Raw genomic sequence first — 23958 nt, 5'->3', positions numbered from 1 at the left:
AAAATAAGTCTAGACTACTACATTGCCTTTTTACAATCCATACATCTCCCCTTGCTTCGCAAAACGATAGCCTTCTTTCTCTAAGGCAATACGTTTAGGGTTTTGTTTGTCCAATGCAGGGTTGGAATGATTAAAATGGATGAAAATCACTTTGGATTTGATCGTACTTGATTCGTTTTTAAAGAGAGCCGTAGTCTCATCTATAAAAGGATGTGGTACTTCACTCATAGGCCTTGGAATCTCTCCTTCAGAGAAAAAGGTCGCATCCACAAAAGCATAATCTACTTTTTTAACTTCTTCCAGAATCGACTTTTCCCAAGTGGTCCATTTATCAATATCGGGAATAAACAAGGCTGTTTTTTCTGGGCCTTCGATTCGGTAGCCAACAGTTTCGGAAAACTCATCTCTATGTGGCACGAGGAATGGGGTTATTTTTAGCTTTCGCGAAAGCGTAACCACACGATCTGCCTGCATGGCTCGTAATTGTATGTTTTGTAGGTCCACTAACTGACTCCACGGACCATTGGTTTTGAGATAGGTTTCCATGGTTGGCATCGCATACACTGGAATATGCTTAGCCCCCATGGCTTCACGTCCAAAATGCAGTAAACCTGTATAATGCCCCATATGTGCATGTGTCAAAAACACCCCGTCTATTATCGTGCTAGATGGCATTTCCTGATCTAAAAAATAGAGTTGTTCTGGGAGATCGGGTGTGGCTTCAAACAGATATTTTTTTTGAGATTCTGTATCTATCAATCCTAAGCTAACAACAAACTCTCGCTGGCGTTTTCCTTCTCGCACCGCTTCAAATTCTTGTGGATTATTAATATGAGGCATACCACCGTCTTGGGCAATGCCAAGTACTTTTAGATAAATGCCATCAGGTATTTGTGATGTTTCGGTTTCTTGAGGGGGTGTAGGAGACTGCGAACATCCAAAAATGAAAACAAATACGGGTATTATCAAAAATCTTAAATTCATATCTTTACCAAAATAATATCAAAGATACCCAAATGAAAAAATTTATCATCCTTTGTATAGCGATCAGTCTTAGTTCTTGTGATGAATTACAACAAGTCGTTAATAATCTTCCGCAAGATGGGAATGTACTCTCAGATGCACAAATAGGAGCTGGCCTAAGAGATGCCTTACAATTAGGCATTGACAAACAAGTATCAAAACTGACGGCAAAAGATGGATTTTATAAAAACCAACTCACTAAAATTTTACTCCCTGAAGAACTGCGTAAAGTAGATAAAACATTGAGAGATGTCGGTCTTGGGAAATTAGCCGATGAAGGTCTCAAAGTATTAAATAGAGCTGCTGAAGATGCCGTAAAAGAAGCTACTCCTATATTTGTTGATGCGGTGAAAGGCATCACCTTTGCAGATGCAAAAAATATATTACTAGGGAGTGATGATGCAGCCACACAGTATTTAACAGCAAGAACAGAGCAGGAATTTTACAACAAATTTAATCCTGTAATTAAAAACTCTTTTGGTAAAGTTGGTGCTGATCAAATATGGGAAAACCTAATTAACCGATATAACAGCATCCCACTGACCAATAATGTAAATCCTGATCTTACAGATTACGTGACCCAAGAAGCCCTGAAAGGAGTTTACAAAATGATTGCAGTCGAAGAAAAAGAAATCCGTACAAAATATACCTCTAGAACAACCGATCTATTAAAGAAAGTTTTTGCTTTACAAGACTAAGTTTATAAAAACTATCCATAAAAAGCCTCCTGATTTTTAGATTTCAGGAGGCTTTTCTGTGCATTCATTTCTGTATAATACCATTTACCAATTGAATTTATTGTAATAAAACACCCTTTTTTCCTTTCTATTTCACAAGAAAAAAGAAACCGTAGCTTAGGCTATGCTTTAGTTTTCTTTCTCATATAAAGAAAAAAATCATCGTTTTCTTTTCCAGTAAATTCAATTAATAACTGGTATAAGAGCTTTAAAAATTATGATTCATATTATACAAGTATTAAATTTTTTCACATTAAACATCTAACTTTCAATTTTTTATGTAACTTTATTATAGCCCAAACCAACAACAACCCAACTAATGACCGCTCAATCAAAACATATAGAATTCAAGAAATACTTGGAACGAAAGCATAAACGGCTTATCGAAGAGGCCTACAATGTAAAATACACAGACGCTAGCTTGAGTGATGTGCTTACGTATGAAGCGCTACAACTCGATCAGAAATTAAAATTTTTACAGTTTTAATTGTTCTCGTAGTTTTCTGAAATAATCGAATGTTCCTAACAATCGGCTGCCGTACCATGAAAAATATTCACCATCCACCAACATTATTTTGGCACGGGTGTGTTGTTCAATTTCTTTTATATGCTTGTCAGCGAAAGGAAATGGCTCTGAGGACAAAAAAACATAATCTACATCTTGCAATTGATCCAGTCCTACTTCTGGATACCGACCATTCTCATTTTTAAATACATTTTCAAATCCGCACTCGCCTAATAAATAATCAATAAAGGTATCATTCCCAGCGACCATCCAAGGATCTTTCCAAATAAAATAAGCTACTTTTTTGCACGGAACCTTTCTGTCTATATTGTTTAAAAAATCTGTGTGCTTCTGTTGAATTTGACTGACTAATTGATTCGTTTTTTCTTGAATATGGAAAATTGAACCGTAGCTACGAATCAATAAAAGGGTGTCTTCTATAGTTTTGATGTCTGACACATGTACTGGAGCGATAGCTTCTAAAGCTCTAACCATCTGCTCTGTATTTTCTTCTTTATTACAGAGAATGATGTCAGGTTGTAATGCTTTAATACGATCAAGGTGAATGTTCTTGGTGCCGCCAACGACTGTCTTCGCTCTGATGAGTCCGTTGGGATGTACACAAAACTTGGTGAGACCCACGATCTGATCGCGCAATCCTAGATCAACCAATAATTCGGTTTGGCTTGGCACCAAAGAAATAATTCGTATCGGTGTTTTTGAAAGTTGAAGTACGCGTCCTAATTGATCTGTATACTCCATAAAGAACGTATTTAGGAGCGGTCTTCAAGAATGCGCTGCATCGCTTGTTGCATCGCTTTGGCAGCATCACGAGAGGCTTCGGCAAAATCTTCATCTTGGGATTTATAGATAATCCCGCGAGAAGAGTTGACTAAAAGACCGACATCTTTGGTCATTCCGTAGGTACAGACCTCTTCCAGACTTCCGCCTTGAGCGCCTACCCCAGGTACTAATAAAAAAGCATCGGGTATAATCGCACGAATATCGGTTAGGTACTCTGCTTTGGTCGCTCCTACGACATACATTAAACGATCGCTATTTGTGTATGTTTTGGATGTTTCCAGCACTTTCTTATAAAGCTCCGAGCCATCTATCAGTTGTGTTTGAAAATCAAAAGCGCCTTGGTTAGAGGTTAAAGCTAAGACTATCGTATGCTTATCTTCAAACGCCAAAAAAGGCTCTACCGAATCACGCCCCATATAGGGAGCAATCGTTACGGAATCAAAATTAAGCGACTCAAAAAATGCTTTTGCATAGCGCGTAGACGTATTGCCTATATCACCTCGTTTGGCATCGGCTATGGTAAATTGTTCTGGATAATGCTCATTGAGATAGTTGATCGTTTTTTCTAAAGACTTCCACCCTGTAATTCCGTAGGCTTCATAAAAAGCAATGTTAGGTTTATAGCCTACACATAGATCATGTGTAGCATCTATGATCGCTTTATTGAACGCAAAAATAGGATCTTCTTCTTTTAAAAGATGTGATGGTATCTTTTCTAGATCTGTATCCAATCCAACAACAAGAAAGGATTTCTTTGTACGAATTTGAGCAACAAGTTCTTGTGTAGTCATTATAATTCTCCTTCGTTGGCTTTCAGTTTTTCTGTATTAGACACCAGTTGTAACTCGTCTAATATTTTCTGAATATCACCATTGACAATATTCTGAAGATCGTATAAGGTCAAACCGATACGGTGATCTGTCACACGTCCTTGCGAATAATTATAGGTTCTAATTTTGGCACTACGGTCTCCACTACTCACTTGGGAGTTACGCTTAGCCGCATCTGCCTCTTGCTTTTTAGCTAACTCCATATCATATAGACGAGAACGAAGCACCTTAAAAGCTTTTTCTTTATTCTTATGCTGTGATTTTTGGTCTTGACATTGTGCCACTAATCCTGTAGGAATGTGTGTTAAACGCACTGCAGAATAGGTTGTATTCACCGACTGTCCTCCAGGTCCTGACGAGCAGAAAAAATCAACACGAACATCTTTAGGATCAATTTGCACATCAAATTCTTCGGCTTCTGGCAATACCATGACTGTCGCAGCACTAGTATGAACACGTCCTTGTGTTTCAGTTTGCGGTACACGCTGTACACGATGAACTCCTGCTTCAAATTTTAACGTACCGTAGACATCCTCTCCAGTAATTTCAAATTGGATTTCTTTGAATCCTCCTGAGGTTCCTTCAGAAAAGTCAACAATACTATGGCTCCACCCCTGCTTACTATCGACATACTTAGTATACATACGATATAAATCGCCTGCAAAAATACTTGCTTCATCGCCTCCAGTTCCAGCACGAATTTCTACCACAACATTTTTAGCATCCTCAGGGTCTTTCGGAATCAGCATCATTCTGATCTTCTCCTCCAGTTCTGGAATGGCTGTTTTGGCTTCGTCCATTTGCATTTTGGCCATTTCAACCATTTCTGGATCACTCCCATCGGCTAGAATTTCTTCTGCTTCGGCTAGATTGTTGGTATATTCTATATATTTTTCGCGCTCATCCATAAGCGCTCTCAAATCTTTGTATTCTTTATTGAGTTCTATATATCGTTTTTGATCTGAAATAATATCTGGTTGAATGATCAAATCACTCACTTCATCAAAACGTTGTTTTACGATCTGTAATTTTTCTAACATAATTGCCTTCTACTTGGTGCGAATTTACAATTTTCAAATGATATTTTCTTTGCGCATCATTGCTTTTGTGAATGAAACTCTATTTTGAAAAATTGCGTAGCAATGCATTCAAAATAGTATGTTGAATTCATCCCGCTGAATAGCGGGATCTCTGACTTTTCAAAATTTTAAATTGAGTTCTAATCCTTAAAAATTCAGTTTGGAAATTTAAAAAAATAACCTAAAAAATACTTCATAAACTTACACATCGGATTATTAACTATGAAAAATTGCGTAGCAATGCATTCAAAATAGTATGTTGAATTCATCCCGCTGAATAGCGGGATCTCTGACTTTTCAAAATTTTAAATTGAGTTCTAGTCCATAGAAATTCACTTTGGAAATTAAAAAAATAACCTGAAGAATACTCCATGAACTATACATCGGATTATTAACTTTGAAAAATTGCGTAGCAATGCATTCAAAATAGTATGTTGAATTCATCCCGCTGTTTACTGAATCTTTCACTGAATTTATTTCAGAGTCGTTTCAGTATCTAGCAGGATCTGCGTATGAAATATTGTCTTTATAAGGGGGGTGAATGGGCTAAACTATTTCTTTCTTTTTACTTTTTACTAAAATCATGAGATTCCCGCCTTTGCGGGAATTAAAGAGACTAGGCTAGCGAAACCATGTGTCAGGATAGAAAATGAAACGTTAAACCGAATTTTTGTTTCCCCACCATTCAGTGGCGGGGAAAGACAGTTCTAATTTTATATTAAACATAATCACTATATACAATTAATTCTGGCCTTCGAAAAGTTGTCGTAAAATTTGAAGTGAAGATTCCGTAGAATTTCATACTGTCTGAGCGTAGCGAGTTTAGGAAATTCAGGAATTGAACAAAAAATTTAGACAAGGTTTCGCCTGCCTAGCCTTTTTTGTTTAGCTCATTGGATTATATTGTTTTTTTAAAGGATTTCGTGAATCTTCGATTTCTTTTTTTGGCAATGAAAAAAAGAAAAAAACATGTTAGCCTATCCATTTCAAATATCCAAAATGAAAAATAGTAAAAAATCACTAGAAAAAATAGCTTTTGGAGGCGGCTGTCATTGGTGTACGGAAGCGGTTTTTCAGACACTAAAGGGCGTACATAAAGTCGAACAGGGTTTTATTGCTTCGACGGCACCAAATGATACTTTTTCAGAAGGGGTGATTGTCCATTTTGATCCGCAAGTAATTGATATAGAACAGCTTTTGGAGGTGCATTTGCATACGCACGAATCTACAAGTAATCATAGCTTTCGAACCAAATATCGATCAGCGATGTATTGGTTTACGCCTGCGCAAGAGTCCGCTTTCGCGAAAGCGGTCCCCACCTTACAACCTCAGTTTTCAAAACCAATCATCACCAAAGCATTACCATTTATCACCTTTAAACTGAATGACACTTCTTTTTTAGAATATTACAAAAGAAATCCGGAAGCACCATTTTGCAAACGCTATATTGACCCCAAACTAAGGCTTTTGGAAGAGCGTTTTAAGGAAGTGATACATACATCCTAAAAAGAGATTTGCAAAATATTGTATCTACCTACGCTATTAATGTGCATTTTTATGATTTGTATACGTAAGTAATGATGCTTTTGTCTCTGATACAGACGCGCTATCGGTTTCTGATTTAGGAAGATCTGAGGGAGTTCCATATAATAACTCTAATTGCTCCTTCTCTTCTCTTACAAGTGTAAGATTGAGTCCATAATTCACAAAAAAAACAAATCCTAAAATATAACTGATACGATCTATGTAATAACAAAAATCAATCTCGTAGTAATAGGCAAATAAAGAAGAAACGTCTGATATGACAAAGCTAAACACCAATAATATAAAAATAAAGGAGCGTTTACTATCATATAAGTTATTGTAGGCTACCGCTACAATTGCCATGAGCATCATAAAGGCCCCATAGGTGTAAAATAGTATTATTTGAAATGTATTTTCAAAACTGTGGCCTATTTTATCGAGAATATTATACAAGGCATAGGTGTTTGCGGTGACCAATAGTACAGAAAGAAAAATGAGGCTACTACTTATTTCTATATTTCTTATTTTTTGGAAGCGTTCTAAAATAATTGTACCATAAACTAAAATTCCAAAAAGTAAGTAAACTATGTTTCCTACATACGATTCATAGCCTTGAATAGCGATATCTTTTCCTAGAAAAAATAATAACGTTGCAAGTATAAATACATTTCGTTTTTTATTTGATAACAGATAAAAAAGCAAAAAGCTAGCTGTAGAGAACAGTCTTATTTGCCTGCTATGGGTCAAATCTGTAAGGTATATGACAGCACTATTTACTAAAAGTAGTGCAATAGCAATAACTAAAAAACGATGTCGTTTCCATAAGAAGTTTAAATAATTCATGATTGGGGTGGGTAATTTTATGCTATAATTTATTGGTTTATGTGTATGTACGTAGGTTTTTACATGTTGGTTTTAAAATAATCCATTTAAATCTATATATCCTTTGCAGATATCTATTTTAAAATAGGAGGATGTTAAAAAGTACAAATAATATCCAGTAAATTAAAGTTTAAACACCTTTTTTCGTTGAATGGTCAATTTCTTTCCGTTGGCAAACTCCCACTCAAAATCCTTTTTCTCAACAGACAGTTGCTTTTGATATTTGTTAAGTTCACAGAAGTCTGTAAATGTCTTTCCATTGAAGATTTTAATTTCGTCACCCTGACGAATGCCTTGCTTCCATGCGTCACTTCCTTCTTTGATTTTGAAAACGACCATTTTCCCATCTTGAACAACGGCAGCACAATCATAACTCCATGGGTCACTTATAATACGCGCGTCAGAGACGTATAGTTCATCATTTTTTAAACTCATAAACAAGCGTCTGTTTCTCCAAAGAGTATTCCCTATTTTGGAAGATTGATTTCCATAATCTGCATCTGCAGTAATCACTACTGCTCCTGATGTGAGGTCAGGAAGTAATAGTTTGATATTATTGGTTTTGGTGAGTGTTCCTTTTACATCAAAAAAACCGCTGTAAAAAGTTGTTTTGGGGAGTTGTTCTATATTTGAAAGCGTATAGGTCTCTTTATTCAAATCGGATTCTCTAGCACCCGTATCTAAAAGGAATTTGATTTTCTTTCCATTCATTTCCATAAAAACGGAGGGGCGGTTTCTTGTAAAGTCAAAGTCTAATGCATGCATTTCTTTGACCTCTTCAGGGTAAAAATCAGTTGGAGACATGATGAGTATTTTTTTCTCAAAGTCAATTGTCCAATTAAAGTGTTGTGTGATATCAACGCCCAAGACGCCATCTATGGCATAGCAAGAGAAAATCTCACTGTCATCTATTTGTAAAATTCGATGTTTGGTGATTTTCCGACTTCCTAATTGAATAGTGCCACTTTTATAATAGCGCATTTTAGTTTTGGAGCCGTTAGATGATTTTACGTTTACCTTTTTTGATGTTCGTTTTAAGTCTTTTTCTACCCAAGAAAAGCCGACACTGGCTTGCGCGCCCGTGTCAAAGGCAAATTCTTTCTCTACCCCGTTAAACGTAATCGGAACGATAATAACCCCTAAATCATTTCGAAACGGAATGGTGTCCTGAAAAGCTGGGGGTTGTTGTGCGTAAAGCGATAGGGAAATAAAACAAAGGACTAGGAAGAAGATGGATTTTTTCATTGGCGTTTTAATCATCTTCTCCATATTCAGAAATTCTTTTGTAATGTTTCATTGCAATTTCACGAAGAGTCTCCTCATAGAATGCATATTCACTACTTTGATCAATTTCCCCTTGTACTAAAAAAGAAGATCTACAAGCTAATAGTTTTAAAACAGATGGATTGATGTTCATTTTAAAAATTTTTCTCATTTGCTGAGACTCTAAAGCACTTAAATTATAAGATTCGAGTATATCGTCTAATCCATCCAAAATAGATACAACCTTAGTGCTAATTGAACTTATAATTGTATAATTTTCATCAATCCAACTTTTAGCTAAATGTGGTTTCCCACTCAAAATAAACGACTCAATAGAGTGTGAAAATTCATCTATTCTAACTTTTGAAGTTTCAGGAGGTGTATGATCATTAAAATTAAATATACTTCTATTTACAATAGCATTCAAATAATCTAATTGCTTAAACATGATCGTTGTAACTCGGTTTGTTTTAAATTCAAGTCGTGTATCTGAAAGTTCTTTTCTTTGAAGGTTTAATTCATTTTGTTGAATTAAAATTGAAATAATAATTCCGAATAAGGCTAAGCCAGAAAATAAAGAATTTATAGCCCCAAACATATCACCAAAAGTTCCTCTATCAGCTGATAGGTCAAATGAAAAGTAAATAATTAAAGCTGAAATTACCCAAAGAGCAAGAATAAATAAAATGCCTAAAATTATATTTCGTTTAGATATTTTCATTTTCCAATTCTTACCTACTAATACCTAAACTCTCCCTTATCACTCTTGATCGTCAGTTTCTTCCCTTCAGGACTTGCTTCTACCCTACCCACTAGCTGAGCCGCAACATCAAACGACTTAGAGATGGCTATCAACTCGCTAGCAATAGCCTCATTACAATAAATCTCCATACGATGTCCCATATTAAAGACTTGATACATTTCTTTCCAATCCGTACCACTTTCTTTTTGAATGAGATCAAACAATGGTGGTACTTCAAAGAGATTGTCTTTGATAATATGTAGGTCTTCTACAAAGTGTAGAATCTTAGTTTGTGCGCCTCCACTACAGTGTACCATTCCGTGAATGTCTTCGGCTTTATATTTTGAAAGGATTTCTTTAATAATTGGTGCGTAGGTACGCGTGGGTGAAAGCACCAACTTCCCCGCATCGATTGGACTATTTGCTACGGTATCAGTAAGTTTTTTAGAACCGCTATACACCAAATCACTAGGTACCGCTGCATCAAAACTCTCTGGGAATTTTTGCGCTAGATAGTTATCAAACACATCATGACGCGCCGAAGTAAGACCGTTGCTGCCCATGCCACCATTATACTCTGTTTCGTAGGTCGCCTGTCCAAAAGACGCGAGGCCTACAATCACATCACCAGGTTTGATATTGGCATTATCAATCACATCACTTCGCTTCATACGTGCCGTTACCGTTGAATCCACAATAATCGTTCGTACCAAATCCCCCACATCAGCTGTCTCTCCTCCTGTGGAGTGAATTGTGACACCAAAGGATTTTAAATCTTCGAGCAATTCTTCAGTACCATTAATAATTGCCGAAATCACTTCGCCAGGAATCACATTTTTATTACGCCCGATGGTAGATGATAAAATGATATTATCAGTCGCACCTACACACAGCAGGTCATCTACATTCATAATCAACGCATCTTGTGCGATCCCTTTCCACACCGAAATATCACCCGTTTCCTTCCAGTACATATATGCCAATGCCGATTTGGTACCGGCACCATCCGCGTGCATAATCAAGCAATAGTCATCATCTCCCGTGAGATGATCGGGTACGATTTTGCAGAAAGCTTTCGGAAAAAGCCCTTTGTCTACATTTTTAATGGCGTTGTGTACGTCTTCTTTTCCTGCAGATACGCCACGTAGCGCATACCGTTTTGAAATATCTTGGCTCATAGGTTGTTTTCGAAGTCACAAAAATAGGGATAATTCATAGATTTTTGAAGGGTACGCTTTCGCGAAAGCGTGTAATGCCTTTTACACCTTCATATACTCTAAATAAATTGCTTCAAAAAGTGTTATTTTAAAGTAAAAACAAGGTAAACTCCTAAATAATGACTGAAAATTCTTACGCCTAATCTACTCCTTAAGGTGTTACAAATCTATTATGCGTCATTACATCTAAAAATCTGTATTAAAACCAGCATTTTACGTATTTTAGAATACCGTATAATTTCCCCCGTATACATAAAAAATAGCTATCGCATTGAAATCTAACAACGCACCTAAAGTAGTGATCATGCTACTTTTACTCATGATTACAGGGAATGCATACAGCCAAACGCAAGACGTTCTTGGTCATGGTTTTGACATCCGCTATATCGATCCGCTGGACTGGAGTAATTCTTCCAAAGGGAAAATGCTTTTACAAGGAAATCCCGAGCGGACTACCAATGTGCAAAGTTTTCCTGAAACATACCTTTTTGTAACCAATTCATATGAATACGAACAAAAGGTTTTAGAAACCGATACGGTTGACTATCCGTTTGTCGCATATAATAGCAACGCACATTATAAACTATACGATACGACCGAGAATCCTGAGGTTCTCATGGTGTACACCAAAAAGAAAGTAGGCACAGAGACAGCCATCCTTCGATTAAAAGAAAGTATGCTGGATAGTGCGCTTGTAGAAGACTTTAACCGACTAGGAAGAGACATTACACCCAATGGTTTTATTGCCCGATATGGTACACATATTGCCCAAGCAGTGGCGTATGGCGGCGTGTTTTTACTTCAGAATTCTATTGCAAAAAATGACTACATCTACTCGCCCTATGATGAGAAAACTTTTAAAGAAAAAGTGATTCAAGACATTACACAACAGCAACTCAATGCAGCAGATACCGATCCTTTTATCAATGCAAAAAAAGGAAGACCCTATACCGTGGGTGGCGATACGGATCAATTATGGTTGAATACTTGGGAAAAAACCGTTTCTAAACGTACCCAATCTCCTATTGAAATTCGCATGACACCTATTGTAGACATTTTACGTACTGTCCCATTGCCAGATATTAAGGATAAGTCAGAAAAAATAGCTTTGTTGGATAGTGTAACCATGCTAGCCATTCAAACAGCGCGTACTAATGTGAGTAGAAAAGAGAAAAGCACCTTCTTTAAAAAATACTCCCTCCGTTTCAAACAGGAGATTGTCAGCTTTGTAAAAAAGAGCATGGGGCCTGTAAAGACAGACGGGAATGATTATACTGGGGATATCTTTTTTGGAGGTTTTTCTAAAGATGAAGCCATGCTACATACCAAACCACTTATAGATAGAGGTGGTCTTCGCCTAGAAACGCTGATCACCGACGAGGTAGTCACTCTAGATAAAAATGTAATTGTCACTATCAAACCAGAAGATATTGAGTTTGGATACATGAGTGTGTGGGATGATACCAAAAAACTGTTTAAAAGTGCTGATCGAAAAAGATTGCGCGTAGCGGGTTCTGAAGAAGCAAAGACCTACTATAAAGATGCGCTCTTAAACAATGTTCAGAAAACCATTACCCTAACCTCGGTTGATGATCATATCTACGAAGTGGTATATACGATGGAGCTGGTGCGAGAAACCAATCTTCTTAAAAATACCAATACGCAATATAACTATGTGATCGATTCTGAGTTAGTTGCTGCTGTAGCTACAGGAAATGTAGAACGCCTAGAGGAATTATTCTTGAGAAATGCCAATCTAAGTGCGCAAGGACTTATAGAAGCTGTGATCACAAACAAACAGCCTGTAGGGATTCTTAATTATATTTTAGATAAAGGAGTAACCCCAAGAACAGAAGACTTAGATCTTTTGTTTGAGCGTGAGCATTTCAATCCTGAATACGCACTAATCCTTTTAGAACGAGGAGCGATTCCTAAAAATAATATGATTTATAAAGCCGTGGCGTATAAAAGTGCACCTGTGATTTATGCACTTTTTAGAGAAGGAGCACAACCACGTAATAACGACCTTTCATTTGCCTTGCAATTGCGCTACTACCCTACTGTAAAAGCACTGATGAGCGAAGAATATGAGGTGTTTGATGCGGGAGAAGATGAGTTATTACTCGCTATTGAGAATGAAGATCCTGAGCTTGCGCAAAAGTTTATTGCGATGGGCGCCACAGCCAATGCATCTATGTTAGACCAAGCAATTAAAACGGAGAATATTGATCTTAAAAATACCGTAATACCAGTTACAGAAGCTTCTAACGAATCGCTAGAGGTTGCCGCCGCTGCCAATGACGATAGCCTTTTTGAATATTTTATTGACAAAGAAGCAAAAATCAATACCAATGTGGCGGTAGAAATGGCAATTGACAATAAAAACACAAATATCCTAGATATGGGATTAAAAAATGGTGGAGAGGCTTCTGAAGCCTTGACGTATGCTATAAAAAAAGAAAATAAACCCGCTATCGAAATCGCTTTAAAAAATAAAGCGATCCCAGAACCTGTATTTGCCTATGCCATACAAAAAGATGATATGCAACTTTTTGAAGATACCTTACATCTCTACGGAGGCTCCTACGAAGAAGCACTAGCCGAGTCGGTTAAGGGAAATGAGATCGCGTTTGCACAATTGGTGTTGGCAGAAAATAAAGAGCTCTTAAATACGAGTGAAGTCATACCTATTGCCGTAGAGAATGAGAATCTAGAGATGGTAACACTTTTAGTGAATAACAGCGGAAACCCTACGGAAGGAATAGAAACGGCCGTTCGCAAAGAGAATATCCCTATCGTTCAATACTTGATATCTGAAGGGGCAGAAACCATGAGTCCTGAATTAATTACAAGTGCTGTAAAAGTTGAAAATCTAGCATTATCAAAAGTACTCATCGAAGAAGGTAATGCCAATGCTAATGATGCGATTCAAGCTGCCGCAGCATCTGCTAATGTGGATATCACATCTTATCTTTTGGGCAAAGGAGCCACCGCCGATGAAGCGCTTAAAGATGCCATGGAAACCACCAATGAAGAGATCATCTTAATGCTTATGGAAAAAAGTGCTTCTATTAGTGAAAAGGCGTTATCTATTGCTTGTAGAAAAGGAAATCTAAGGGTTGTGAAATACCTTTCAGAGAAAAAAGACTATGATATCCAAGAAGGGGTGCTAGACGCGATTTACTATAAGCAAAGCGAAATACTCAGTTATTTATTGAACGCAGGAGCACAATCTTCTCCTGAACTATTACGTGAAGCTATCTCTGTCAACTATACCTATGGGATCAAAGCCCTCATCAACAACGGCGTCGATGTCAATCATGTCTATGACACCAATGAAACGACATTACTACTATGTACAAAAGAAATGTCGACCAAAGATGTAGCTATCTTTCGTTTCTTACTAGAAAAAGGGGCAGACATTAATATGACCAATGGGTATGGGGAGACTGCAATGCACTTAGCCGCTCAACGAGGGGAGCCCTTTATTGAAATAACAAAATTATTACTAAGTAATAACGCAAATGTAAAACTCAAAACACTCAAAGGGAAAACACCGCTTGATTATGCTTCGGACAAAGAAGTAAAATCTCTAATCAAAAAAGGATTGAAAAGGTAAACTTCTATCTAGATTACAAAATAGTAAGATCTCATTACTCACACTAAACACATAAAAATAAAAGGTTGTTATTTCTTATGTTTTTTCGCTTAAAGCGAAAAAACATACAGACAATAAAGATTAATGATCACTTTTTTATTGAGTAATAACTTATTGAAGTATGAACCATAGAAGACTCCGCAAACAAAAGCCCCAAGCTTTATTAAAAACTTGGGGCTTTTGTTTGCTCTAATAATCGTAAAAAATCACTCCCAATCAGGCATATTAGCATTCGTAAATAACTCATCATCTTCAGGGTTGTTACCGCCTAATTCGAATAAGAATATGGATGGAATAGCACCTGCGTTATTATCGACTCTTGTAAAGATAATATTTCCCTCAGAGGGTGAAAATCTAGGGTCTAAATCATTTTTCCCAGTAATAACATCAGTATCAAGTTCGACACTGGTGGCTGTTGTAATATCATAAATAAACAATCTACTAGAAAAAAGTCTGTATTGATTATTTTCGGAATTAGATGTATCTCTTGAATATAAAATACGATCGCCATTAGCGCTTATTTGCACGCCACCAGCAGCACCTGCTAGACCTTCTAGAACAACTATTTCTTCTAATCCTGTAGATATACGTGCGGTAAATATCCTAACGTTGTATCCGTTTATGTTATTTGTTTTTAAGAGTAGTAAATCGGCATCAAATTCCTGAATATCTATTTCAGATATAAAAGAACCGTCAGTCGTTTGATAAATCATAGTAATATCTGACCCATCTGGGTTGATACTATATAATTTATCAAAGGAAGGGTATATAATACGACCTCCGTTAGGTGACCATGTGAAATCGAGTTCCTCTTGTCTAAATCCAGAAACAGGAATCGATGACGTTACTTGCTGAACATTTTCACCTGTGAGATCCATCGTGAAAATATGGGTGCTTCCGCCCACAGTCCTCAGAAAGGCAATACGCTGTGCTAAATTGTTCTTTCTAGGTCTAAAACTATTAGTCGCGTCATCTGTGAGTTGAAATAAATTTACATCTACTTGAGAATTTCCATCATCTTCTGCTCCATCTCCTGAGAATATAACACTGTTATCTCCTTCCTTTTTCACAAATAAGAATGGATTTGATGGAAACGCCAATGTTGAAAATTCACTAATCGTTGAAGAAACGGGTGAATTATCATCATCTGAAACAGTTACCTGCCAAAAATAAGTGGCTCCTAAATCAAGATCGTTCACTGTAAACGTTGTATCCTGCTCAATGGTATAGTTTTCTATTTCATTGGTGAAAGCATTTCGTAATTCTAAATCATACGTAAGCTCCTCTGCGTCAGATTCGGAAGCGCTCCATACAAACATCACTTCACTTTCCAAGTCGTCTGCACCGTCTAATGGCAATAATAAACTAGGAGCCGTAGGAGGGTCATTATCTGTATTGGAAAGGTCTAATTCGAAAGCGACGGTGGCAATCTCATCAGGAATAACTGCGGCACCTTCAAAAGCAGTATCGTACCCTTCTAACTCTGCCATTACAGAATAATCATCTACTGCTATATTTAATAATGAGAAAAAGCCATTATCATCTGTAAAAGCAGTACTTGATGACGGGTTAGTTGTGATTTTAACATTGCTTAATGGCATATTATCTTCACTAGAAAGTACCGTCCCTGTTAAACCTCCTGTTAATTCATCTTGTATGATATCTTCACTACAGCTGACAGTGAACATAAATACAAATAAAATAAACGCGTAACTCAAATTATTAATTCTCATCTTCGATATCTTCGTTATTTTCTTTTTTGGATTTGTTTTTCCAGTTGAAATTATAATTAACGCCTATTCCAAAGTTGAAGTAAAAGTCATCTCTTTTTCCATTAACTCTGAAATCTAATTCATCACTTAAAACAACATTGTGTTCTCCAAAAATCTTGACTCCAACTCTTGGATTTAATTTATATTGAATACCTGCACCGTATTGAAATTTAAAAAATGCCTGACCAAATCGAGTTTGTCTATCAGTAATCTCTCTAACATCTACGACAAGTCCAGGTCCTGCATAAATAAAAGGAGCTAGATCATCTTTAGGTAATAAATTAAAAATACCGTTAAGTCCTATACTTCCAAATATATTGGAGTACTGTTCGCCATTATTTAACTCAAAAGCTGCTACATCAACACCAAAATCAAAAAAGCTATTCAAATTTCGTTGATAAGAAGCGGCTCCATAAAAACCAAGACGCCTTGTAGCAAAATCACCATCTATGAGATTTGCACCTCCTGATACGCTTATAGTGTTTTTATATTCTCTATTAACAAATAATCGATTATACAAAGCTTTTGACTCCTCAAATTCTTTCTCTTTCACATAATTAGCCACCAATTCATCATTTACTTCCTTCCCTCCTTTAGAACTCCATAATTGATCTTTTACACCTTCCACGATTAAATCGTGTACTGCTTTTTCAATAGCATCCTTTACGGCTATTTGAACAGGTTCACTTTGTGTGATACCTGTTTCTGCTTCTAACAAACGTTGAAACTTCACAAACCTAAAAAAGTTACCGCTTAATGATTGAGATAAAATTGTTTTAGACACATAAATTGTTTTAAGAATCTCACCACTGGTTGTAGAAACCGCCCTTAAATATACTGTTATTCTATCCTGACGATATTGAGAAGAAGCTCCCAGTCCAAAGTACCTAGCTCCCATTCCACCTGTAACAATATTAGTATCATAAGAAATAATTCCTCCCTCTAATATGAGACCCGCATATAAAAGTGCTGGTAATGGAGGGGTATTAGGGTCTAAGTTCTTAATATATTCTTGTTTTGTGTTTCTTATAATATTACGCTCTGTGGTAAGATTACTAAGGTTTTCGCGTTCGATGGGTCTAAACCAACCCGAATCCTCTAATGCTTTGATTAAGATGGTAGTTCCTCCTTGTGTGACAGCAGTACTGAACGTACTTCCATTTTCAACAGGTTTAAATTGACCTGTTTGATCACTAAAATTATACACTGCAACCTCTAATTTTTGGGCAGCATCAGGAAGGTCTAATAATTGATCTGTAGATCTAGAAAACTCACCTACTCTTGATGGCTCTTGAAATAAAGGTTGATTAAAATAAGCCCCGCAGGAATTAAACACAACTAGTATAAGTACTAGTATAAACTTTTTAAAATGATGCATATTATAATACTAATTGCTCTTACTAATTGGGAACGATTACTTGTGTTTCCTCTCCGTTTGTTGTGTCTAAAATATTAATCACAAGCCCTTCTGAGCTTTCGAAGACTTCAACAGCCAAAGTACCAAATGTAAACGTACCTGGCTCTGTTAGATCTCCAATGGAATCTAATTGTTGTTGTGTTAGTGTTCGTGAGATTTGACTTAGGATTTGATTATTTAAATTATCTCCAAATCGCTCTAAATCCGTTTGTTGATCTGCTGCATTTTGTGGTGCTGTAAATCCATTTTGAGCTTGAGCAGAACTTAGTAATTGTTGATAGTTAAACGTATCGCCTCCAAAAAAAGGATTTATAGGTCTATATACAAATTGTTGTGCACTCATAGAAGTAACAACAAAAGAAATTAATAAGGTGATAATGGTCGTTTTCATATGATTAATATCTTATAAACTGTTCATTTTGCTTTTCTAATCTATTCAGGAAAGATAACACTCTTTGTAGAGAAATTCTAACCATATTGGTAAGAAATTCTTTTCTAGGTTGTGCAAAGAATTGCCAGACGAGGTTTCCGTCAACTTCTACACTAATTAATGTGTTTCTCCTTCTTCCTGGAACTTCTTTGATTAATATATTTACGGGAGATTGTATTTGGTTATTATAATATTCACTGTAAAACATTCTAAAAAAATCTCGCCCAGATTTTGTCAATGTTTTTTGCAGTACTAAACCATCTATTTTATACCCATCTTGGGCTACCGCTTGATCTCTTGATGTTGTTTTTGGAGTGTTTCTATTTAAATCTATGATCGTTTTACCTCCTTGTTCTAAAACGAGACGATCTTTTCCTATAGGTTTATCGTCACTATCATAGACCAATAAAACTAGTATAATTTTGTCCTCAACGTTATAGTTTACGGTTAATGTTGAGAGTATTTTTGTCTCATCACCTTTTAAAAAAAATAAATCTGATTGGTTTGATTTTGTGACGTTTCCGTCTTTATCAGTTCTGAAAACTGAATAATCATATTTTAGATTATAATCGGTAGCGGTTTTGTTTCGCGCCCCAGCGTGAAAAGTGTAGAATTCGCTATTACGTTCTATTAAAATTTTAGCTTGAATATCTTTATTAAAAAACTGAGCTGAACTTGTGAAAATAGTTGCGATGAAGAAAATAAGACAAAGAGCTATCTTCTTTGATATATGAGCGGATATTACACTAAGTAGTCTCATATAAAACATGTATAGCACAAAAAACTAACGTTTATTGGTAGCTTCTTATGATGATTGTTGGGGAGGCTGCTGTTTGCACAAATCGCATTGATTGTGTTAATGAGTTGGTTCCGAAGCGTTCAAAAGTAAGATTATTTCCGTTTTGTTGTAAATCTAACGAGACATTAGCTTCAGAATTGTTTACAAAATCTCGTACTAAATTAAAGTCACCGTTTTGTGTAATGGAAGTTACGACCGTATTTGCACGATAGTCTAATCCTGCAAAATTAAAATTACCTCTCTGTGTAAGTTGTATTTCACTAGAGTTTGTATTTGAATTAATTGCAACGACATTTAAGTCTCCTATTTGTGTTAAAAAAACACTATTCCCAGTAATTTGTTGATTTCTAGGGTTCACTGAAGTATCAAATCCCAGATTTAAAAGTATATCAGAACTTACTGTCTGACTATCAACTACAATTTCATTCCCGTTAACCTCTTGTTCTTCTGTGTCCTCCTCATACGTTTGAGCATAAAGAGTTGTATTACACAGCAATGTAACACAACAAACAATTAGTAAATACTTGAAATTTCTCATAACTCTAAGTTAAAATAAAAAATGCTTATTTACAATTAATTAACAGTATAATTTTAATTAATTGCAAGAAAATTAAGAGAAGCAATGTGTGTATTTAACACACATTGCTATAACTCTCTAAAACTCTCAAATTAATTGATAGGAGCTAGTGTAAATGACGCAACTGAAGTTGGTGCAGTTACACCTTGAGGAGTTACTTGGATAAATCCATTTTGAGTTCCTGTTCCCATAGGTCCTTCTTGAAGGATATCGGCTTGGTTTCCACCTATTCCAAATGCACCCTCGTTTTGACGAATGGTATAGCTTTGTCCATCACGTTGTGTAAGAAGTGCTATGTTAAACTCTCCATGCTGTAAGGTCTGTCCATAACTACCAGTGCCTTCTTGAAATACATTAAGATTATTATTCATTCCTCTTTGAGTAGAAATAATGCTATTATCATTACCTGTTTGTACTTGAAGAGCAAGGTGATCATTCCCTGTTTGTAATACTCCAGTAGCGTTTCCATCTCCCGTTTGTTCTTGTCTTCCTATATTGCCACTTCCATTTGAACTCCCAAAAGCATTTTGACTCAAGTACGCTGCATTGTTATCACCATCCTGTAGTTGAGCTCCATTATTAGAATCAGCCGTTGAAGCATACTGGCCTATAAAACCTTGGTTTCCATCACCGTTTTGTTGTTGAAAAGCTACTCCATTATCTGAATCACCAATATTATTTCCGCCGTTAGTTACACTTGGATCAAAAGCAAACGTATTGAACCAAACTTGTTCGGGTGCAGGTGCTTGAAATAATTGATTACTTGCACCTTGAGAAATAACCCCTATATTTCCTGTAGATCCTTCAGCACTTTGAATTTGTTCTGCTCTATTTGCAGTACCAATTTGTGATGTATACGCGAAATTACGGGCATCACTACCTGTTGCATTATCTTGGTCTACGCGAGATTCGTTATTACTTCCTATTTGGTTGACGACAGCAAATTGTCCTTGACTATCTTCTGGACCTGCATTTTGATCAATTTCTGAAATGTTACTCTCTCCAGTTTGAGAAGTAGCTGCATCACTATTATCCCACGTTTGTTTTGTATATGCCGAGTTGTCTTGACCATCTTGCGTTATGTTTGCATCATTATTTTCTGCCTGGTCTGCAACTCCCTGTTGGATTAAGGCACGGTTCCCTATGGTACCGCCACCTGCTTCGTTACGCTGCTCCGTCATTGCATTGTTAAAATCACCTTCTTGGTAGGTGGTAGATTCGTTACCAAATCCTAACTGATCTACCTCTGCAAGGTTTAATTGACCACTAAGTGCTTGGTTCCCGTTCACGTCACCAGTTTGCATAATTCTTGCCTGGTTTTCTTCTCCATTTTGGACTGTTAATGCAGATTGCTGTGTTCCTGCTTGACGCACTTGCACTGCATTTAACACACCGTTCTGAATACTTTCTCCAGTGTTTGCTGTTGCTGCAGATCCTGGAATCTGTGCCACTTGAACTGCTTTACGAGCCCCAGTATCTTGTGCCATGGCTACACTTGCAATTACCAATGCAACAACACTTAAAATTATTTTTTTCATGATTTTATTGAGTTTTAGTAAAAAATTGAGTGATAACGAGGGATTGTTATTTATAAAAACCTCATCACTAGAAACAAATCAAGTAATGAGGTTTTAAAGATTAACTACTTAATTAGTTTATAGGAGCTAAAGTGAATGATGACACTGTAGCTGGTGCAGTTACACCTTGAGGAGTCACTTGGATAAATCCATTTTGAGTCCCTGTTCCCATAGGTCCTTCTTGAAGGATATCAGCTTGGTTTCCGCCTACGCCACTAAATTGACCTTCATTTTGACGAATGGTATAACTCTGTCCATCACGTTGCGTAAGTAATGATACGTTAAACTCTCCGTGTTGTAGTGTTCTACCGTAACTTTGAGCACCTGTTTGGAATACATTAGAATTGTTTCCTAAACCAGCTTGAGAAACAACCGCTGTGTTATCTGATCCCCACTGATCTTGTAAAGACGCGTGACCAGAACCATCTTGATTTAATCCAGCAGCGTTGTTATCTCCTGTTTGCATTTGTCTTCCAACATTGTCTGTTCCACCAGCAGCAAAGAAACTTTGAGAAATAAATGCAGAGTTTTCATTTCCATCTTGGATTTGAGCTGCATTATTAGATCCAGCCTCTGAACTAGCTTGTGCAATCATGGCATCGTTATCATCACCAGACTGACTTTGAAAAGCAACACCAGATTCTGAATTTTCTACTACTAAAAAGTTACCTACAGAAGCATCAAATGCGTCTACTTCAAAAAATCTAGAAAGTGCATCAGAAGAAACTGTAACCGTACCATTAGTTCCTTGGTTAATTTGAGCTCTGTTCCCCATAGAGCCTTCAGCCTCTTGGATCTGTTCTGCTTGGTTATTGTCTCCTAATTGAGTGGTTAATGCCACATTACGAGCATCACTTCCTCCAAGATTATCTTGTTCTACACGAGAGGCGTTATTGCTCCCTGTTTGATTGACAATAGCAAATTGTCCTTGACTATCTTCTGGACCTGCATTTTGATCGATTTCTGAAACGTTACTTTCTCCTGTTTGAGAAGTAGCTGCATCACTATTATCCCATGTTTGCTGTGTTAATGCAGAGTTATCTTGACCGTCTTGGGTAATGTTTGCATCATTATTTTCAGCCTGGTTAGCAACTCCTTGTTGGATTAAAGCACGGTTCCCTGTAGAACCTGAACCAGCAGAATTTGTTTGCTCAGTCATCGCGTTGTTAAAGTCTCCTTCTTGATACGTTGTAGATTCGTTACCATATCCTGACTGCTCTACTTCTGCAAGGTTTAACTGACCACTAAGTGCTTGATTTCCGTTTACATCACCAGTCTGCATGATTCTTGCTTGGTTTAATTCTCCGTTTTGAAGTGTCAATGCAGAATTCTGAGTACCCGCTTGACGTACTTGTACCGCATTAGCTACACCGTTCTGAATACTTTCTCCAGTGTTTGCAGTTGCGGCAGATCCTGGAATCTGTGCAACTTGAACTGCTTTACGAGCCCCTGTGTCTTGTGCCATTGCTATACTTGCGATAGCTAGAGCAACAATACTTAAAATTACTTTTTTCATGATTTTGTTGAATTTTAGTTAAAATACTTAAGTTAATTACGGGGGATTTTTATGTTTGATAAACCTCATCACTTAAAAAAATCAAGCTATGAGGTTTTTATTGTAATGATTAGTTAATAGGAGCTAACGTAAATGATGCTACTGAAGCTGGCGCAGTTACACTCTGAGGAGTCACTTGGATAAATCCATTTTGAGTTCCTGTTCCCATAGGTCCTTCTTGAAGGATATCGGCTTGATTTCCACCAACTCCAAATACACCTTCATTTTGACGAATGGTATAACTCTGTCCATCACGTTGTGTAAGTAATGATACGTTAAACTCTCCGTGTTGTAGGGTTCTTCCGTAACTACCTGCTCCAGTTTGGAACACGTTAGAATTGTTTCCTAAACCAGCTTGAGAAACAACTGTTGTATTATCTGATCCCCACTGATCTTGTAAAGATGCATGACCAGAACCATCTTGATTTAATCCTGCAGCATTGTTATCTCCTGTTTGCATCTGTCTTCCAACATTGTCTGTCCCCCCAGAAGCTAAGAAACTTTGTGTAATAAATGCAGAGTTTCCATTACCATCTTGAATTTGAGCTGCGTTGTTAGATCCTGGCTCCGAACTAGCCTGTCCTATAAACGCATCGTTATCATCACCTGATTGATTTTGAAAAGCAACACCAGATTCTGAATCCTCTGTTGGAATAGAATTAACTACAGATGTATCAAAACCTGAAACTTCAGTAAATCTTGCAAATGCATCCGAAGAAACAGTTACTCCACCGCTAGCACCTTGATTAATTTGAGCTCTGTTACCTACAGAACCTTCAGCCTCTTGAATTTGTTCTGCTTTATTATTTTCGCCTAACTGAGTGGTGAATGCGCGGTTACGAGCATCACTTCCTGCTGCATTATCTTGATCTACACGAGATTCATTATTATTTCCTGTTTGAGATACGATAGCAAATTGCCCTTGACTGTCTTCTGGACCTGCATTTTGATCAATTTCTGAAATATTACTCTCTCCAGTTTGAGACGTAGCCGCATCACTATTATCCCACGTTTGTTTGGTATACGCCGAGTTATCTTGACCATCTTGCGTAATATTTGCATCATTATTTTCTGCTTGGTCTGCAACTCCCTGTTGGATTAATGCACGGTTCCCTATGGTACCACCACCTGCTTCGTTACGCTGCTCAGTCATCGCGTTGTTAAAATCTCCTTCTTGGTAAGTGGTAGATTCATTACCAAATCCTAATTGATCTACCTCTGCAAGATTTAATTGACCACTAAGTGCCTGATTGCCATTAACATCACCAGTTTGCATAATTCTAGCTTGGTTTTCCTCACCATTTTGGACTGTTAATGCAGATTGCTGTGTTCCTGCTTGACGCACTTGCACTGCATTTAACACACCGTTCTGAATACTTTCCCCTGTGTTTGCTGTTGCTGCAGATCCTGGAATCTGTGCCACTTGAACTGCTTTACGAGCCCCGGTGTCTTGTGCCATGGCTACACTTGCAATAGCTAGTGCAACGACACTTAAGATTACTTTTCTCATGATTTTGTTGAATTTTAGTTAAAATACTTAGTTAATTACGGGGGATTTTATTCCTTA

At 37.0% G+C, this 23958-nt stretch carries 20 protein-coding genes; 4 read left to right on the top strand and 16 right to left on the bottom strand.

Annotated elements, in window-relative coordinates:
• Positions 1–30 precede the first annotated feature (30 nt).
• A complete protein-coding gene (locus ACFO3O_RS17825; RefSeq protein ID WP_379981330.1) occupies positions 31–984 on the bottom strand; it encodes an MBL fold metallo-hydrolase in 954 nt (317 codons plus the stop codon).
• 32 nt (positions 985–1016) lie between these two features.
• Between ACFO3O_RS17825 and ACFO3O_RS17820 the strand changes: the two genes are divergently transcribed.
• Both ACFO3O_RS17820 and ACFO3O_RS17815 read left to right on the top strand, forming a co-directional pair.
• Entirely contained in the window at positions 1017–1721 is a 705-nt protein-coding gene (locus ACFO3O_RS17820; protein ID WP_379981328.1) for a DUF4197 domain-containing protein, read from the top strand.
• Positions 1722–2079: 358 nt separating this feature from the next.
• Complete coding sequence (locus ACFO3O_RS17815; protein ID WP_379981326.1) at positions 2080–2247, top strand: Lacal_2735 family protein; 168 nt, start codon at positions 2080–2082, stop codon at positions 2245–2247.
• Here the strand turns inward: ACFO3O_RS17815 and ACFO3O_RS17810 are convergent.
• Genes ACFO3O_RS17810 through prfA form a run of 3 tightly spaced genes read right to left on the bottom strand, consistent with a single transcriptional unit; the run spans position 2236 to position 4939 of the window.
• Positions 2236–3027: an ABC transporter substrate-binding protein gene (locus ACFO3O_RS17810; RefSeq protein ID WP_379981324.1), complete on the bottom strand. Its 792-nt coding sequence runs from the start codon at positions 3025–3027 to the stop codon at positions 2236–2238. The genes ACFO3O_RS17815 and ACFO3O_RS17810 overlap by 12 nt on opposite strands.
• Positions 3028–3038: 11 nt before the next feature.
• Entirely contained in the window at positions 3039–3860 is an 822-nt protein-coding gene (gene pyrF, locus ACFO3O_RS17805) for an orotidine-5'-phosphate decarboxylase (RefSeq protein WP_379981322.1), read from the bottom strand.
• Positions 3860–4939 (bottom strand): peptide chain release factor 1, encoded by a 1080-nt coding sequence (gene prfA, locus ACFO3O_RS17800; RefSeq protein ID WP_379981320.1) that lies wholly within the window; start codon positions 4937–4939, stop codon positions 3860–3862. Before prfA ends, pyrF begins: the two co-directional genes overlap by 1 nt.
• Before the next feature lie 1038 nt (positions 4940–5977).
• On the opposite strand from prfA, the gene ACFO3O_RS17795 reads away from it, so the two are divergent.
• Positions 5978–6484, top strand: a complete 507-nt coding sequence (locus ACFO3O_RS17795) for a peptide-methionine (S)-S-oxide reductase (RefSeq protein ID WP_379981318.1) — start codon at positions 5978–5980, stop codon at positions 6482–6484.
• 36 nt (positions 6485–6520) lie between these two features.
• Here ACFO3O_RS17795 and ACFO3O_RS17790 read toward each other — a convergent pair whose 3' ends face one another.
• The 4 genes from ACFO3O_RS17790 to ACFO3O_RS17775 form a co-directional block, all read right to left on the bottom strand.
• Entirely contained in the window at positions 6521–7345 is an 825-nt protein-coding gene (locus ACFO3O_RS17790) for a hypothetical protein (RefSeq protein WP_379981316.1), read from the bottom strand.
• 162 nt (positions 7346–7507) lie between these two features.
• On the bottom strand, positions 7508–8629 hold the full coding sequence (locus ACFO3O_RS17785) for an aspartyl protease family protein (protein WP_379981314.1): 1122 nt from the start codon (positions 8627–8629) through the stop codon (positions 7508–7510).
• 7 nt (positions 8630–8636) lie between these two features.
• A complete protein-coding gene (locus ACFO3O_RS17780) occupies positions 8637–9368 on the bottom strand; it encodes a hypothetical protein (RefSeq protein ID WP_379981312.1) in 732 nt (243 codons plus the stop codon).
• 17 nt (positions 9369–9385) lie between these two features.
• Positions 9386–10567: an AIR synthase related protein gene (locus ACFO3O_RS17775; RefSeq protein ID WP_379981310.1), complete on the bottom strand. Its 1182-nt coding sequence runs from the start codon at positions 10565–10567 to the stop codon at positions 9386–9388.
• Positions 10568–10877: 310 nt separating this feature from the next.
• On the opposite strand from ACFO3O_RS17775, the gene ACFO3O_RS17770 reads away from it, so the two are divergent.
• On the top strand, positions 10878–14225 hold the full coding sequence (locus tag ACFO3O_RS17770) for an ankyrin repeat domain-containing protein (RefSeq protein WP_379981308.1): 3348 nt from the start codon (positions 10878–10880) through the stop codon (positions 14223–14225).
• 245 nt (positions 14226–14470) lie between these two features.
• Here ACFO3O_RS17770 and ACFO3O_RS17765 read toward each other — a convergent pair whose 3' ends face one another.
• From ACFO3O_RS17765 to ACFO3O_RS17730, 8 genes are all read right to left on the bottom strand, one after another.
• A complete protein-coding gene (locus tag ACFO3O_RS17765) occupies positions 14471–15997 on the bottom strand; it encodes a carboxypeptidase regulatory-like domain-containing protein (protein WP_379981306.1) in 1527 nt (508 codons plus the stop codon).
• On the bottom strand, positions 15987–17414 hold the full coding sequence (locus tag ACFO3O_RS17760) for a CsgG/HfaB family protein (protein ID WP_379981304.1): 1428 nt from the start codon (positions 17412–17414) through the stop codon (positions 15987–15989). Before ACFO3O_RS17760 ends, ACFO3O_RS17765 begins: the two co-directional genes overlap by 11 nt.
• Before the next feature lie 22 nt (positions 17415–17436).
• Positions 17437–17844: a curli assembly protein CsgF gene (locus tag ACFO3O_RS17755; protein ID WP_379981302.1), complete on the bottom strand. Its 408-nt coding sequence runs from the start codon at positions 17842–17844 to the stop codon at positions 17437–17439.
• A 4-nt stretch (positions 17845–17848) separates the two neighbouring features.
• Positions 17849–18643, bottom strand: coding sequence for a CsgE family curli-type amyloid fiber assembly protein (locus ACFO3O_RS17750; RefSeq protein ID WP_379981300.1), 795 nt, complete (start codon positions 18641–18643; stop codon positions 17849–17851).
• Positions 18644–18674: 31 nt separating this feature from the next.
• Entirely contained in the window at positions 18675–19220 is a 546-nt protein-coding gene (locus ACFO3O_RS17745; protein WP_379981298.1) for a hypothetical protein, read from the bottom strand.
• Between the two features lie 131 nt (positions 19221–19351).
• The gene (locus tag ACFO3O_RS17740; protein ID WP_379981296.1) at positions 19352–20797 is read right to left on the bottom strand and encodes a curlin; all 1446 of its coding nucleotides are present in this window, start codon (positions 20795–20797) and stop codon (positions 19352–19354) included.
• Between the two features lie 112 nt (positions 20798–20909).
• Positions 20910–22352: a hypothetical protein gene (locus tag ACFO3O_RS17735; RefSeq protein ID WP_379981294.1), complete on the bottom strand. Its 1443-nt coding sequence runs from the start codon at positions 22350–22352 to the stop codon at positions 20910–20912.
• 109 nt (positions 22353–22461) lie between these two features.
• Positions 22462–23901 (bottom strand): hypothetical protein, encoded by a 1440-nt coding sequence (locus ACFO3O_RS17730; RefSeq protein WP_379981292.1) that lies wholly within the window; start codon positions 23899–23901, stop codon positions 22462–22464.
• Positions 23902–23958: the final 57 nt, after the last annotated feature.

The sequence above is a fragment of the Dokdonia ponticola genome, from assembly GCF_042653865.1.
Taxonomy (GTDB): Bacteria; Bacteroidota; Bacteroidia; order Flavobacteriales; family Flavobacteriaceae; genus Dokdonia; species Dokdonia ponticola.
Note: the sequence above shows the minus strand (reverse complement) of the source record. Positions and strands in the feature narration are given on the sequence as shown.

Excerpts from the sequence above, each read along its gene's own strand:
- ACFO3O_RS17825 (WP_379981330.1), bottom strand. The coding sequence starts at position 984 with ATGAATTTAAGATTTTTGATAATACCCGTATTTGTTTTCATTTTTGGA.
- ACFO3O_RS17820 (WP_379981328.1), top strand. The coding sequence starts at position 1,017 with ATGAAAAAATTTATCATCCTTTGTATAGCGATCAGTCTTAGTTCTTGT.
- ACFO3O_RS17815 (WP_379981326.1), top strand. The coding sequence starts at position 2,080 with ATGACCGCTCAATCAAAACATATAGAATTCAAGAAATACTTGGAACGA.
- ACFO3O_RS17810 (WP_379981324.1), bottom strand. The coding sequence starts at position 3,027 with ATGGAGTATACAGATCAATTAGGACGCGTACTTCAACTTTCAAAAACA.
- pyrF (WP_379981322.1), bottom strand. The coding sequence starts at position 3,860 with ATGACTACACAAGAACTTGTTGCTCAAATTCGTACAAAGAAATCCTTT.
- prfA (WP_379981320.1), bottom strand. The coding sequence starts at position 4,939 with ATGTTAGAAAAATTACAGATCGTAAAACAACGTTTTGATGAAGTGAGT.
- ACFO3O_RS17795 (WP_379981318.1), top strand. The coding sequence starts at position 5,978 with ATGAAAAATAGTAAAAAATCACTAGAAAAAATAGCTTTTGGAGGCGGC.
- ACFO3O_RS17790 (WP_379981316.1), bottom strand. The coding sequence starts at position 7,345 with ATGAATTATTTAAACTTCTTATGGAAACGACATCGTTTTTTAGTTATT.
- ACFO3O_RS17785 (WP_379981314.1), bottom strand. The coding sequence starts at position 8,629 with ATGAAAAAATCCATCTTCTTCCTAGTCCTTTGTTTTATTTCCCTATCG.
- ACFO3O_RS17780 (WP_379981312.1), bottom strand. The coding sequence starts at position 9,368 with ATGAAAATATCTAAACGAAATATAATTTTAGGCATTTTATTTATTCTT.
- ACFO3O_RS17775 (WP_379981310.1), bottom strand. The coding sequence starts at position 10,567 with ATGAGCCAAGATATTTCAAAACGGTATGCGCTACGTGGCGTATCTGCA.
- ACFO3O_RS17765 (WP_379981306.1), bottom strand. The coding sequence starts at position 15,997 with ATGAGAATTAATAATTTGAGTTACGCGTTTATTTTATTTGTATTTATG.
- ACFO3O_RS17760 (WP_379981304.1), bottom strand. The coding sequence starts at position 17,414 with ATGCATCATTTTAAAAAGTTTATACTAGTACTTATACTAGTTGTGTTT.
- ACFO3O_RS17755 (WP_379981302.1), bottom strand. The coding sequence starts at position 17,844 with ATGAAAACGACCATTATCACCTTATTAATTTCTTTTGTTGTTACTTCT.
- ACFO3O_RS17750 (WP_379981300.1), bottom strand. The coding sequence starts at position 18,643 with ATGAGACTACTTAGTGTAATATCCGCTCATATATCAAAGAAGATAGCT.
- ACFO3O_RS17745 (WP_379981298.1), bottom strand. The coding sequence starts at position 19,220 with ATGAGAAATTTCAAGTATTTACTAATTGTTTGTTGTGTTACATTGCTG.
- ACFO3O_RS17740 (WP_379981296.1), bottom strand. The coding sequence starts at position 20,797 with ATGAAAAAAATAATTTTAAGTGTTGTTGCATTGGTAATTGCAAGTGTA.
- ACFO3O_RS17735 (WP_379981294.1), bottom strand. The coding sequence starts at position 22,352 with ATGAAAAAAGTAATTTTAAGTATTGTTGCTCTAGCTATCGCAAGTATA.
- ACFO3O_RS17730 (WP_379981292.1), bottom strand. The coding sequence starts at position 23,901 with ATGAGAAAAGTAATCTTAAGTGTCGTTGCACTAGCTATTGCAAGTGTA.